We start from the raw sequence: 12,119 nt of genomic DNA, 5'->3' as shown, positions 1-12,119 counted from the left end.
CGTGCCGCCGTGCCGCCGTGCCGCCGTGCCGCCGTGCCGCCGTGCCGCCGTGCCGCCGTGCCGCCGTGCCGCCGTGCCGCCGTGCCGCCGTGCCGCCGTACCGCCGTACCGCCGTCAGGCGTGGCAGGCCACGGGGACGCCGCCGTTCATCGCCGTCATGTCGGCGAACACCGTCGCCGCGTTCAGCGGCGAGCCCTCCGGCAGGCCGTCCAGCTCCGCGTACGCCCGGTGGAGATTGGCCACCAGCCGCTCGCTCTCCCGCCACGCGGCGAACTCCCCGAGATCCGCCGACCGCGCCGCCTCCAGCGGGGTCAGTCCCTTGGTGTGACTTTTCGCGGCCAGTTCGGTGACAAACCGGAGATAGCGCTCCGTCTCGTCGTACACGGACGCGTCGCCGACCGGGCCGTGGCCCGGTACGACATGGGTCGCGTCGAGCGAGCGCAGCAGGTCCAGCGCGCGCAGCGACCCGCGCAACGAGCCCATGAGCACGAACGGGGTCCCGCCCCGGAAGACCACATCGCCGGTGAAGACGACTGACTGCTCGGGCAGATGCACGATCGAGTCACCGATGGTGTGCGCGGGGCCCGGGTGGATCAGCCGTACCTCTATCCCGCCCACGTGCACGGTGAGCCGGTCGTTGTACGTGACGGTCGGCGCGGTGATCTCTATATGGCCGAAGTCGTTCTTCGGCCACATCAGATGGAGTTGGTGCCCGGCCGCGAACTGCTCGCTCCGGCAGGCGTCATGGCCGATCACGGTGGCCTCCGGGGTGAACACCCCGTTGCCGTAGGTGTGGTCGCCGTGGTGGTGCGTGTTGACGACGGTACGCGGCAGCGGCACCCCGGTCGCCAGCACCGTTTCCCGCAGCGCGCGCGCCCGCCGCTCGGTGGCCGCCGTGTCGATCAGCAGGGTGGACTCCCCGTCGCTGATGAATCCCGCGTTGTTCAGACACCAGCCGCCGTCGGGCTGGACATAGGCGTACACCTCGGACGTGAGGCGGACGGTGTACGGATCGGTGGCTGCCACGGCGGCTCCCCCTGGTCGGGACTACGGTCGCCCCGAGCCTGTCACCTGATGGTCTGTCGCCGAAAACGGGGTCCCGATCGGTCCCGACCGGGCTCCGGTCGGGCCCGGCTCCGCGCCGGACCCGGCCCGTCCCGGCTTGCGGACCGGCCGGGGGCGTCGGAGTGTCGGAGTATGAAGGCCATCAGCTACAGCCGCTACGGCGGAGCGGACGTCCTGGAGTACGGAGAGCGCCCCGAGCCCAAGGTCGGACCCGACTCCGTGCTGGTCGAGGTGCGGGCCGCGGCGGTGAACCCCGTCGACTGGAAGTGCCGGGAGGGCTATCTCGACGGGATCCTCGAACCGGTCTTCCCGGTGATCCCCGGCTGGGACGTCTCCGGGGTCGTGGTCAGGCCGGGCGCCGCCGTCACCGAGTTCGGCGTCGGCGACGAGGTCATCGGGTACGTACGGGAGGACTTCCTGTCCCGCGGCACCTTCGCGCAGTACGTCGCGGCCCCGGTGCGCACCCTCGCCCGCAAGCCGAGCGCCCTCAGCTTCGCCGAGGCGGCCGGGCTGCCGCTGGTGGGGCTCACCGCCTACCAGGTCCTGCACCGGGCCCTGCGGCTGCGCGCCGGCGAGACGGTGCTCGTGCACGCGGCGGCGGGCGCGGTCGGGTCGATGGCCGTCCAGCTCGCCCGCCACCTCGGCGCCCGGGTCATCGGCGCCGCCCGGGAGTCGGGGCAGGAGCACATCAGGGCGCTCGGCGGCGAGGCCGTACGGTACGGCGAGGGCCCCGACGAACTCGGCGCACAGGTGCGGGCGCTCGCGCCCAACGGGGTGGACGCGGCGTTCGACATCATCGGCGGCGACCTGCTGCGGGCCACCCCGCCGCTGCTCGCGCCCGGCGGCCGGCTGGCCTCCATCGCCGACGGCGGGGTCATGGAACTGGGCGGCGTCTACGCGTTCGCGCGGGCGGAAGCGGCGGACCTGGCGGCGCTCGCCGCCCTCGCGGAGCACGGTGTGCTGGAGGTCGGGGTCGCCAGGACGTTCCCGCTGGAGCGGGCGGCGGAGGCGTTCCGTTTCAACGAGGCGGGCGGCGTCGGAGGCAAGGTCGTCCTGACGGTGGACTGAGCCGTCGACAGGGCCCGCGTGCCCGCGAGGCCGCCGTCACAGCATGATCGGCACCGCGCACACCGCCAGCAGGACCGTGCAGGCCACCGCCGTCACCGCGCCGCCCCGCGACATGACCCCCGGCCTCGCGGCCGTCAGCGCCACCACCCGGCGGTGCGCGACGGCCAGGAACCCCAGCCACAGCAGGGCGCTCAGCGCGGCTGCGGTCAGCCCGGCGGGTGTGGCGCCGCCGTGGATCGCCTGCCGGGCCGCGAGCACCGCCACCACCGTGCAGGAGAGCGTCGTACGGCGCCACGCCAGCCGCGTCCGCTCCGGCTGGAGCCCGGGATCCCTGCCCCGGACCTCCCCGGCGGCCCCGGTGGCGCCGTCCGCCCCGGCCGCCATCAGCCCGCCCGGCCCAGCACCACGATCACCAGCATGGCCACGGCCACCAGCGCCACCGCCAGACTCAGCAGGGTCGGGAAGCCGGACACCGGCAGATCCTCCTTGCGCCGCATCGCCCGCTCGCAGCGCACCCAGTGGCCGACCGCCCGCAGCGCGCACAGCGCCCCCGCCGCGAGCAGCGCCACCGCGAGCCCCACCCGCACCCCCCAGCGCAGGTCCGGCAGGAACTGGTCGACCGCGAACCCGCCGCCGACCAGCGCCAGCGCCGTACGGATCCAGGCGAGGAAGGTGCGCTCGTTGGCGAGGGAGAAACGGTAGTCGGGGGTGTCGCCCTCCTCGGCCACGCGCCCCGGCGCGAACCACAGCCGCAGGTTCCGTACGAAATCACTCACCCGCGCACCCTACGCGGGGCCCCGTCCGGCGCGCAGCGCCCGGAGGCGCCCGTAGGCGGCCAGCCCGTCCGGCACCCACTCCCACTCGTCCAGCCGGCGCTCCAGCTCCTCCTCGGGCAGGAAGGCGTGCCAGTCGATCTCCTCCGGCTGCGGGCGCACCGGGAGCGCGCAGCGCACCTCGTACACGTACGCGTTCTCCAGGAAGGACCCGTCCGGCGCGTCGTAGCGGAACGGGAACAGCGGTACGGGACGGTCCAGGCCCGTCACCCCCAGCTCCTCCTCCGCCTCGCGCAGCGCCGCGTCGTCATAGCTCTCGCCCGCGCCGACGACCCCGCCCACGAACATGTCGTACAGCGAGGGGAAGGCCATCTTCCCCGGCGTCCTGCGGTGGACGAAGACCCGGTCCTCCGCGTCCCGTACGAACACGAAGGTGCAGCGGTGGCGCAGGCCCTTCGCGTAGATCTCGCCCCGTGGCGCCTGCCCGAGCACCCGGTCGTTCTCGTCGACGATGTCGAGGATCTCCTCGGCGGGGTTCCGCGTGTCACTCATGTCGTCCATCCAACCAGTTGACTCGTTACTCACCCGTACGGAAGATCGGACCACTCACCCGCCCCGCCCGTGAAGCCCGCGAAGGATGGATGCCATGGCGTACGACGCTGATGTGATCGTGATCGGGGCGGGCCTCGCGGGGCTGGTGGCGGCGGCCGAACTGGCCGAGGCGGGGCGGTCCGTGATCGTCCTCGACCAGGAGCCCGAGCGGTCGGTCGGCGGACAGGCGCACTGGTCCTTCGGCGGTCTCTTCCTCGTCGACTCGCCGGAGCAGCGCCGGCTGCGCATCAAGGACAGCCGCGACCTCGCCCTCCAGGACTGGCTCGGCACGGCCGGGTTCGACCGCGCCGAGGACCACTGGCCGCGCCGCTGGGCCGAGGCGTACGTCGACTTCGCGGCCGGCGAGAAGCGGGCCTGGCTGCACGGCCAGGGCATACGGTTCTTCCCCGTCGTCGGCTGGGCGGAGCGCGGCGGGTACGACGCCACCGGGCACGGCAATTCCGTACCGCGCTTCCACATCACCTGGGGTACGGGACCCGGCGTGGTCGAGCCGTTCGAACGGCGGGTGCGTGAAGGGGTCGCCCAGGGGCTGGTGACCCTGCGCTTCCGGCACCGGGTGACCGGCCTGGCCAGCACGGCGGGCGCCGTCGACACCGTGACCGGGGAGGTCCTGGAGCCGAGCGACGCCGCGCGCGGGACCGCGAGCAGCCGTACGGTCACCGGCGAGTTCTCGCTCAAAGCGCAGGCCGTCATCGTCACGTCGGGCGGTATCGGCGGCAATCACGACCTGGTGCGCGCGCAGTGGCCCGAGCGGCTCGGCACCCCGCCGCGCAAGCTGCTCTCCGGGGTGCCCGCGCACGTCGACGGGCTGATGCTCGGCGTCGCGGAGGCGGCGGGCGCCCGGCTGATCAACGGCGACCGGATGTGGCACTACACCGAGGGCATCGAGAACTGGGACCCGATCTGGGCCCGGCACGGCATCCGGATCCTGCCGGGGCCCTCCTCGCTCTGGCTGGACGCGCGCGGCCGGCGGCTGCCCGTACCGCTCTTTCCCGGCTTCGACACCCTCGGGACGCTGGAACACATCATGCGGTCCGGCCACGAGTACACCTGGTTCGTTCTCGACCGGCGCATCATCGGCAAGGAGTTCGCGCTCTCCGGCTCCGAGCAGAACCCCGACCTGACCGGGAAGTCGGTCCGCGACGTGCTCGGCCGGGCCCGCGCCGACGTGCCGGGACCGGTGCGGGCGTTCATGGACAGAGGCGTCGACTTCGTGGTGGAGCGGGACCTGGGCGCGCTGGTGCGCGGGATGAACGCGCTCACCGGCGAATCGCTGATCGACGAGGCGCGGCTGCGCCGGGAGATCACCGCGCGCGACCGCGAGATCACCAACCCCTTCACCAAGGACCTCCAGGTCACAGCCGTGCGCGGGGCACGGAAGTATCTCGGCGACAAGCTGATCCGGACGGCGGCTCCGCACCGGATCCTGGACCCGAAGGCGGGTCCGCTGATCGCCGTACGGCTGAACATCCTGACCCGCAAGTCGCTCGGCGGCCTGGAGACCGACCTGTCCTCGCGGGTCCTGACCGCGAGCGGCGACCCGCTGCCGGGGGTCTACGCGGCGGGCGAGGCGGCCGGCTTCGGCGGCGGCGGGGTGCACGGCTACCGCTCGCTGGAGGGCACCTTCCTCGGCGGCTGCGTCTTCTCGGGCCGTACGGCGGGACGGGCGGCGGCACAGGCCGTCAGATGACGGCGCCGGGCGGCCCGTCCTTCACGCGCCCGCGCGCCCACGGCCGCCGCCGCGCGACACTACGTTCCGTGATGTCGCGGGCGCCCCGGGGCGGAACACCGCGTCGGCGGCCGGCTCGCGTGCCGCCGGAGCTGCCCGGACGGTCCCGGCCGACCCGTACCACTGAGTAACCACCCTGCGGGCAAGGCCGGTTGGCGGCAATTCGCATCAGGCAATTACTTGACGTGAGGTACCGGCTACCGATTTGCTTGCGTGCGATCATCGCTCGTTCATGTGCCTGGAGGGAAACCGCGGATGTCTCCGCCTCCGCCGCCCCTGGGCCGCTTACGAAGACGGGGCTCCCGCCCCGACCACTTCTTCGATCCGGCCCTGGACGACATCGAACTCGCCACCGTGAGAGACCAGTTGGCCCAGGGTCGCTGGTCGGAAGCGCGGACCCTGCTCGCCGCCACCGGCCAGGACTGGGACCGCAGGGGCCACCGCGTCCTCGTCCTCGCCCAGGCGGCCGGCGCCGTCCCCCGGGCCCGGGAGTGGCTCATGGCCGAGCCCGGCAGCGCCGACGCGACCACCCTGCTCGCCTGCGCCCACGTCTTCGGCGTCCTGCGCGGCAAGGAGAAGGAGACGCGGGCGCGCGGCGCCTGCCGCGACGCGATCCGGCTGGCCCCCGCCGACCCCACGCCCTGGCTCGGACTGCTGCTGCTGGCCCGCACCCTCGGCACGGAGGAGGAGACCTCACGCCTCTTCGACGAGGTCAGGGCCCGCCACCCCGACCACCACCACGCCCACCACCTGATGGCCGCCCGTCTCGCCGAGCGGCACGCCGACGCCGGGCAGGACCCGCTCCACGAGGTCTACGACTTCGCCGCCTGGGCCGCCGAACAGGCCCCCGCCGACTCGCCGCTCGCGATCCTGCCCGTCGTCGCCCACGCCGAGCGCTACCGGGTCCTCGCGGGCGCCGGGTACGAGCCCGCCGACCCCGCCGCCTCCGGTCACTGGGCCGGACGCCGGGCCCGCCAGGTGCTGAAGGCCGCCTTCGACTGGTGGCTGGAGTGGGAGAACGACGTACATCCGCGCAACCGCGTCGACCTCAACTTCCTGGCCCACGCGCAGTTCCACGACGGGCGCGTGGCCGAGGCCGCCGCGCTGTTCCAGCGCATCGGCGGCCACATCACCCCGGCTCCCTGGTCCTACCCGGACCGCGATCCGCACCGGGCGTTCGTCGCCGCGCGCAACGAGGCGCTCGGCTCCGTCTGACCCCCCTCGGCCGGAGACCACCCTCCCTCTACGGAAAGGAACACCCCGCCTGCTGCTGTCGACGGGCAGATCGCGTACGGGGACGTTCGCTACAGCACCAGCGACAGCAGCAGCACGCAGCAGATGCCCACCACCGAGATCAGGGTCTCCATCACCGACCAGGTCTTGATCGTCTGGCCGACGCTCATGCCGAAGTACTCCTTCACCAGCCAGAATCCGGCGTCGTTCACATGGCTGAAGAAGACCGAGCCCGCGCCGATCGCCAGGACCAGCAGTGCCGCGTGCGTCGTGGACATGTCCGCGGCGAGCGGTGCGGCCAGACCCGCGGCCGAGATCGTCGCCACCGTCGCCGAACCGGTCGCCAGCCGGATCACCACCGCGATCAGCCAGCCCAGCAGCAGCGCCGGGATCGACCAGCTCTTGGAGATGTCCAGCACCATCTCGCCCACCCCGGAGTCGATCAGCGTCTGCTTGAAGCCGCCGCCCGCGCCCACGATCATCAGCACGCCCGCGATCGGGGCGAGCGACTTCTCGACGGTGGAGGAGATCCGGTCCTTGGTGAACCCGGCCGCGCGGCCGAGGGTGAAGATGCCGACGATCACGGCGGCCAGCAGCGCGATCAGCGGCGAACCGACGACGTCGGCGACCCGCTGGACCAGATGCGTCGGGTCGTCCACGACGATGTCGACAAGCGCCTTGCCCAGCATCATCACGACGGGCAGCAGCACCGTGCAGACGGTCGCGACGAAGCTCGGCCGGCGCTCCAGGTCGTCCGAGGTGCGCTCGGGCACCATCCTCTCGGGCACCGGCAGGTCCACCCAGCGCGCGGCGTACCGGGAGAAGAGGGGACCCGCGACGATCACGGTGGGGACGGCGACCACGACACCGAGCGCCAGCGTGACACCGAGATTGGCGTCGAGGGCGTCGATCGCGACGAGCGGGCCCGGGTGCGGCGGGATCAGACCGTGCATCACGGAGAGCCCGGCCAGCGCCGGAATGCCGATCCGCATCAGCGAGTAGTTGCCGCGCTTGGCGACCAGCAGCACCACCGGGATCAGCAGCACGATGCCGACCTCGAAGAAGAGCGGCAGCCCGATCACCGAGGCGATGAGGACCATCGCCCAGGGCATCGCCCGGCCGCCCGCCTTCGCCAGGATCGTGTCGACGATCTGGTCGGCCCCGCCGGAGTCGGCGAGCAGCTTGCCCAGGATCGCGCCGAGCGCGATCAGTACCCCCACCCCCGCGACCGTGGAGCCGAGCCCGGTGGTGAAGCTGGATATGACCTTGTCCAGCGGAGCCCCGGCGAAGGCGCCGAGCGCCAGCGAGCCGAGGGTCAGGGCCAGGAAGGCATGAAGCTTGAAGACGGTGATGAGCAGGACGATGACGGCGATACCGCCGAGAACCGCCATACCCAACTGTGCGTTGCCCGCCGAGGTGATCGGCTCGACGGCGTCCGCTGCCAGCGTCTCGACGCTGAGACTGGTCACGGGAGTCACGGGAACTTCCTTCAGCTTTCGAGCCGGCGCAGCGCGGCGACGGCTCGTTCGGTGATTTCTTCGGGGGTGCCGGACACGTCGACGGCGACGCCCGCCTCGTCCGCGCCCAGGTTCTCCAACGTGGCGAACTGGGAGTCCAGCAGCGCGGTCGGCATGAAGTGCCCCTCGCGGCCGCTCATCCGCCGCTCGATGAGCGGCCGGTCGCCGGTCAGATGCAGGAAGACCGCGCCGGGCGCCTCGGCCCGCAGCCGGTCGCGGTAGGCCCGCTTGAGCGCGGAGCTGCTCACCACCCCGCCGAGACCGGCCCGGTCGTGCGCCCAGGCGCCGATCGCGGCCAGCCAGGGCCACCGGTCGGCGTCCTCCAGCGGCGTCCCGGCGGACATCTTGGCGATGTTCGCCGGCGGATGGAAATCGTCGCCCTCGGCGTACGGGACGCCCAGCGCGTCGGCGAGCAGGGGCCCGACCGTGGTCTTGCCGGTCCCTGCTACGCCCATCACCACGACGACGTGGGGGGTGCTCATCGCTGCCTCGCTGTCTTCCTCGACATCGGTCCACGACGGACACGAGTCCGTCGCGCTACTGAAACCCATTAGGTATGACTTATTCAAGAGACTGTGACATAAACGTCGTACTTATCGGCGTCCAGGGGGTGCCCCGTAGTCTTGCCTCCATGACCACAGAAGGCCGGGGCCTGCATACCCGTGTGCTGGACACCCTCGGTCTCGCCATCACCGCCGGCGAATACCCCGAGGGCAGCGTCGTCCGCACCGACGAGGTCGCCCAGCGCTTCGACGTCTCGCGCACGGTCGTCCGCGAGGTCGTCCGCGTGCTCGAATCCATGCATCTGGTCCAGTCCCGGCGCCGGGTGGGCGTCACCGTGCGGCCCACCGAGGAGTGGAACGTCTACGACCCCCGCGTCATCCGCTGGCGGCTCGCGGGCGCCGACCGGCCGCGCCAACTGCGCTCCCTGACCACACTGCGCTCAGCGATCGAACCCGTCGCCGCCGGACTCGCCGCCCGCCGCGCCACCCCCGAACAGTGCGCGGCCCTCACCGAGCGGGCGCTCGGCATGGTCGCCACCTCCCGGGGCGGCCGGCTGGAGGAGTACCTCGTGCACGACATCGCCTTCCACCGGGTGGTGCTCAACGCGTCCGGCAACGAGATGTTCGCCCGGCTCGGGGACGTGGTCGCCGAGGTGCTCACCGGACGCACCCAGCACCAGGTGATGTTCGAGGACCCCGACCCCGCGGCGGTCACCCTCCATGTGGGGGTCGCCGAGGCCGTCCGCGAGGGCGACGCCGCCCGCGCCGAGGAGCTGACCAGGCAGATCGCCGTCGGCGCCCTGCACGAACTCGACGTACTGGCCCCCTGACGCACGCCGGTGCTCCTCGCACCGCCCCCGGCACGGGATAGTGGGACACGCGAGGGGACGAACCGTTCGAGGTGTCCCCGGGTACGAGGAGAGGCAGGGCCTGGCATGGCGCAGCAGGTGCAAGGGGTCGTCGCCCCCGGCAGGAACGAGCCGGTACGGGTCGAGACGATCGTCGTACCCGATCCGGGGCCCGGTGAGGCCGTGGTGAAGGTACAGGCGTGCGGCGTCTGTCACACCGATCTGCACTACAAGCAGGGCGGCATCAACGACGAATTCCCGTTCCTCCTCGGCCACGAGGCCGCGGGTGTGGTGGAGTCGGTCGGCGACGGTGTCACCGAGGTCGCCCCGGGCGACTTCGTCATTCTCAACTGGCGCGCGGTGTGCGGCAATTGCCGTGCCTGCCTGCGCGGCCGGCCGCAGTACTGCTTCGACACGCACAACGCGAAGCAGAAGATGACCCTGACGGACGGCACCGAGCTGTCCCCGGCCCTCGGTATCGGCGCCTTCGCCGAGAAGACCCTGGTCGCGGCCGGTCAGTGCACCAAGGTCGACCCGAGCGTCTCCCCGGCCGTCGCCGGGCTGCTCGGCTGCGGTGTGATGGCCGGCATCGGCGCCGCCATCAACACCGGACAGGTCGGCCGCGGCGACTCCGTCGCGGTCATCGGCTGCGGCGGCGTCGGGGACGCGGCGATCGTCGGCGCCCGGCTCGCGGGCGCGGCCCGGATCATCGCGGTCGACGTGGACGACCGCAAGCTGCAGACGGCGCGGTCGATGGGCGCCACCCACACCGTCAACTCCCGCTCCACCGACGCCGTCGAGGCGATCCGGGAGCTGACCGGCGGCTTCGGCGCTGATGTCGTCATCGAGGCGGTCGGCCGCCCCGAGACGTACCAGCAGGCGTTCTACGCCCGCGACCTGGCGGGGACCGTCGTCCTGGTGGGCGTGCCCACCCCGGAGATGAAGCTCGAACTGCCGCTGCTCGACGTGTTCGGCCGCGGCGGCTCCCTCAAGTCCTCCTGGTACGGCGACTGTCTGCCGTCCCGGGACTTCCCGATGCTCGTCGACCTGCACCAGCAGGGCCGGATCGACCTCGGTGCCTTCGTCACCGAGACCATCGGCCTCGGCGACGTCGAGAAGGCGTTCGCCCGGATGCACGAGGGCGACGTGCTGCGTTCCGTGGTGGTGTTCTGATGAGCGTCCGCATCGACCACCTCGTCACCTCCGGCACCTTCTCCCTGGACGGCGGCAGCTGGGACGTCGACAACAACGTCTGGATCGTCGGCGACGACTCCGAGGCGATCGTCATCGACGCCGCCCACGACGCCGCCGCCATCGAGGCCGCGCTCGGCGGCCGTACGCTGCGCGCCATCGTCTGCACGCACGCGCACAACGATCACATCGACGCCGCTCCGGCGCTCGCCGCCGCCACCGGCGCCTCCGTCCTGCTGCACCCGGACGATCTGCCGCTCTGGAAGCAGACGTACCCCGAGCAGATCCCGGACGGCGAACTGACCGACGGCGGGACGCTCTCGGTCGCTGGCATCACCCTGACCGTGCTGCACACCCCGGGCCACGCGCCGGGCGCGGTCTGCCTCTACGCCCCGGAGCTGTCGACGGTCTTCACCGGCGACACGCTCTTCCAGGGCGGACCGGGCGCCACCGGCCGGTCGTTCTCGCACTTCCCGACGATCGTCGACTCGATCCGCGACCGGCTGCTGAGCCTGCCGCCGGAGACCGTCGTACGGACCGGGCACGGCGACTCGACGACCATCGGCGCCGAGGCCCCGCACCTGGAGGAGTGGATTCAGCGCGGCCACTGAGCCAGCCGCAGCCGGCTGGTGAGGCGCAGCGGGACACCGGTCACCGGATCGGTGAACTCCAATGCCCTCGCCAGCAGTTGCAGGGGCCGCCCGTAGTCGTCGGGGCTGTCCTCCCGGACCACCGGATAGAGCGGGTCGTTCAGGAGCGGCAGCCCCAGGCCGTTCATATGGACCCGCAACTGATGGGTGCGGCCGGTGGCCGGCAGCAGCCGGTACCGGCCGAGCCCTCCCCGGTGCTCCAGCAGCTCGATCCGGCTCTCGCTGTTCGGCTCACCGGGGACCTCGCGCGCGGTGAGCGTCCCGCGTTCCTTCTCGATCCGGCCGCGTACGGTCACGGGCAGCGTCACACCCGGGTCGTACGCGGCCACCGCCTCGTACTCCTTGCGTACCGCCCGGTCCCGGAACAGCGTCTGGTACGCGCCCCGGTCCCCGGCGCGCACGACGAAGAGCACCAGCCCCGCCGTCAGCCGGTCCAGCCGGTGGGCCGGCTGGAGTTCCGGCAGGCCGAGGCCGCGCCGCAGCCGGGCCAGCGCGGTCTCGGTGATGTGGCCGCCGCGCGGCGTGGTGGCGAGGAAGTGCGGTTTGTCCGCGACGACGATCCGCTCGTCCCGGTACACGATCCCGACCTCGAACGGCACCCGCTCCTCGGCGGTGAAGTCGCGGTGGAACCAGACGTACCGCCCCGGCGTGTACGGCTCGGCGCCGGCGACCGGCCCGTCCGCCGCCACGAACCGGCCCTCCCGCAGCATCGCGTCGATCCGCCCGACGCCGATCGCCGCCCCGAACCGCGCGACGAGATGGTCCCGTACCGTCGGCCAGGCCGCGCCGGGATCGGCCGGCAGCCGCAGCCGCACCGGATCGATCCCGTCGCGCTGGGGGAGCGGGGCGGGCGGCGGAGGTCGGTGTCTGCGGGGCACGGGCCCGGAGTGTACCGGCCGGGGCGGAGATCCTGGTTGCCGTGCGAGGCCC

Annotated in this window: 13 protein-coding genes; 6 read left to right on the top strand and 7 right to left on the bottom strand. The window is 72.5% G+C overall.

Going from position 1 to position 12,119, the window contains the following annotated elements; translation table 11 throughout:
- Window positions 1-114: 114 nt before the first annotated feature.
- On the bottom strand, window positions 115-1,026 hold the full coding sequence (locus tag ACFY6S_RS12940) for an MBL fold metallo-hydrolase (RefSeq protein WP_388826578.1): 912 nt from the start codon (window positions 1,024-1,026) through the stop codon (window positions 115-117).
- A 171-nt stretch (window positions 1,027-1,197) separates the two neighbouring features.
- Here ACFY6S_RS12940 and ACFY6S_RS12935 point away from each other — a divergent pair, with 171 nt between their 5' ends.
- Window positions 1,198-2,133, top strand: a complete 936-nt coding sequence (locus ACFY6S_RS12935) for an NADP-dependent oxidoreductase (protein ID WP_388826575.1) — start codon at window positions 1,198-1,200, stop codon at window positions 2,131-2,133.
- Between the two features lie 36 nt (window positions 2,134-2,169).
- Here the strand turns inward: ACFY6S_RS12935 and ACFY6S_RS12930 are convergent, their stop codons facing one another.
- From ACFY6S_RS12930 to ACFY6S_RS12920, 3 genes are read right to left on the bottom strand one after another with little or no spacing between them, the layout of a single operon-like run.
- Window positions 2,170-2,517 carry a DUF202 domain-containing protein gene (locus tag ACFY6S_RS12930; protein WP_388826572.1) on the bottom strand — a complete coding sequence of 116 codons (348 nt, stop codon included), beginning with the start codon at window positions 2,515-2,517 and terminating at the stop codon, window positions 2,170-2,172.
- Window positions 2,517-2,909: a YidH family protein gene (locus tag ACFY6S_RS12925; protein ID WP_388826569.1), complete on the bottom strand. Its 393-nt coding sequence runs from the start codon at window positions 2,907-2,909 to the stop codon at window positions 2,517-2,519. The genes ACFY6S_RS12930 and ACFY6S_RS12925 overlap by 1 nt, the downstream gene beginning before the upstream one ends.
- A gap of 9 nt (window positions 2,910-2,918) precedes the next feature.
- Window positions 2,919-3,458, bottom strand: coding sequence for an NUDIX domain-containing protein (locus ACFY6S_RS12920; protein WP_388826566.1), 540 nt, complete (start codon window positions 3,456-3,458; stop codon window positions 2,919-2,921).
- Window positions 3,459-3,552: 94 nt separating this feature from the next.
- Between ACFY6S_RS12920 and ACFY6S_RS12915 the strand changes: the two genes are divergently transcribed.
- On the top strand, window positions 3,553-5,208 hold the full coding sequence (locus tag ACFY6S_RS12915) for an FAD-binding dehydrogenase (protein WP_388826563.1): 1,656 nt from the start codon (window positions 3,553-3,555) through the stop codon (window positions 5,206-5,208).
- A 294-nt stretch (window positions 5,209-5,502) separates the two neighbouring features.
- Window positions 5,503-6,462: a hypothetical protein gene (locus ACFY6S_RS12910; RefSeq protein WP_388826560.1), complete on the top strand. Its 960-nt coding sequence runs from the start codon at window positions 5,503-5,505 to the stop codon at window positions 6,460-6,462.
- An 89-nt stretch (window positions 6,463-6,551) separates the two neighbouring features.
- Here the strand turns inward: ACFY6S_RS12910 and ACFY6S_RS12905 are convergent, their stop codons facing one another.
- Window positions 6,552-7,949, bottom strand: coding sequence for a GntP family permease (locus tag ACFY6S_RS12905; RefSeq protein WP_388826557.1), 1,398 nt, complete (start codon window positions 7,947-7,949; stop codon window positions 6,552-6,554).
- A 20-nt stretch (window positions 7,950-7,969) separates the two neighbouring features.
- The gene (locus ACFY6S_RS12900; protein WP_388826553.1) at window positions 7,970-8,479 is read right to left on the bottom strand and encodes a gluconokinase; all 510 of its coding nucleotides are present in this window, start codon (window positions 8,477-8,479) and stop codon (window positions 7,970-7,972) included.
- A gap of 149 nt (window positions 8,480-8,628) precedes the next feature.
- On the opposite strand from ACFY6S_RS12900, the gene ACFY6S_RS12895 reads away from it, so the two are divergent.
- From ACFY6S_RS12895 to ACFY6S_RS12885, 3 genes are all read left to right on the top strand, one after another.
- The gene (locus ACFY6S_RS12895; RefSeq protein ID WP_388826550.1) at window positions 8,629-9,330 is read left to right on the top strand and encodes a FadR/GntR family transcriptional regulator; all 702 of its coding nucleotides are present in this window, start codon (window positions 8,629-8,631) and stop codon (window positions 9,328-9,330) included.
- Window positions 9,331-9,435: 105 nt separating this feature from the next.
- Window positions 9,436-10,521: an S-(hydroxymethyl)mycothiol dehydrogenase gene (locus ACFY6S_RS12890; protein ID WP_388826547.1), complete on the top strand. Its 1,086-nt coding sequence runs from the start codon at window positions 9,436-9,438 to the stop codon at window positions 10,519-10,521.
- Window positions 10,521-11,150, top strand: coding sequence for an MBL fold metallo-hydrolase (locus tag ACFY6S_RS12885; protein WP_388826544.1), 630 nt, complete (start codon window positions 10,521-10,523; stop codon window positions 11,148-11,150). Before ACFY6S_RS12890 ends, ACFY6S_RS12885 begins: the two co-directional genes overlap by 1 nt.
- Here the strand turns inward: ACFY6S_RS12885 and ACFY6S_RS12880 are convergent.
- Window positions 11,135-12,067: a pseudouridine synthase gene (locus ACFY6S_RS12880; RefSeq protein ID WP_388826541.1), complete on the bottom strand. Its 933-nt coding sequence runs from the start codon at window positions 12,065-12,067 to the stop codon at window positions 11,135-11,137. The two genes, ACFY6S_RS12885 and ACFY6S_RS12880, sit on opposite strands and share 16 nt — an antisense overlap.
- Window positions 12,068-12,119 lie beyond the last annotated feature (52 nt).

It is taken from the genome of Streptomyces sp. NPDC012835, from assembly GCF_042900885.1.
Classification (GTDB): domain Bacteria; phylum Actinomycetota; class Actinomycetes; order Streptomycetales; family Streptomycetaceae; genus Streptomyces.
This window is presented reverse-complemented; position numbering and strand designations above follow the sequence as displayed.

Excerpts from the sequence above, each read along its gene's own strand:
- ACFY6S_RS12895 (WP_388826550.1), top strand. The coding sequence starts at position 8,629 with ATGACCACAGAAGGCCGGGGCCTGCATACCCGTGTGCTGGACACCCTC.
- ACFY6S_RS12910 (WP_388826560.1), top strand. The coding sequence starts at position 5,503 with ATGTCTCCGCCTCCGCCGCCCCTGGGCCGCTTACGAAGACGGGGCTCC.
- ACFY6S_RS12920 (WP_388826566.1), bottom strand. The coding sequence starts at position 3,458 with ATGAGTGACACGCGGAACCCCGCCGAGGAGATCCTCGACATCGTCGAC.
- ACFY6S_RS12915 (WP_388826563.1), top strand. The coding sequence starts at position 3,553 with ATGGCGTACGACGCTGATGTGATCGTGATCGGGGCGGGCCTCGCGGGG.
- ACFY6S_RS12885 (WP_388826544.1), top strand. The coding sequence starts at position 10,521 with ATGAGCGTCCGCATCGACCACCTCGTCACCTCCGGCACCTTCTCCCTG.
- ACFY6S_RS12935 (WP_388826575.1), top strand. The coding sequence starts at position 1,198 with ATGAAGGCCATCAGCTACAGCCGCTACGGCGGAGCGGACGTCCTGGAG.
- ACFY6S_RS12890 (WP_388826547.1), top strand. The coding sequence starts at position 9,436 with ATGGCGCAGCAGGTGCAAGGGGTCGTCGCCCCCGGCAGGAACGAGCCG.
- ACFY6S_RS12930 (WP_388826572.1), bottom strand. The coding sequence starts at position 2,517 with ATGGCGGCCGGGGCGGACGGCGCCACCGGGGCCGCCGGGGAGGTCCGG.
- ACFY6S_RS12900 (WP_388826553.1), bottom strand. The coding sequence starts at position 8,479 with ATGAGCACCCCCCACGTCGTCGTGGTGATGGGCGTAGCAGGGACCGGC.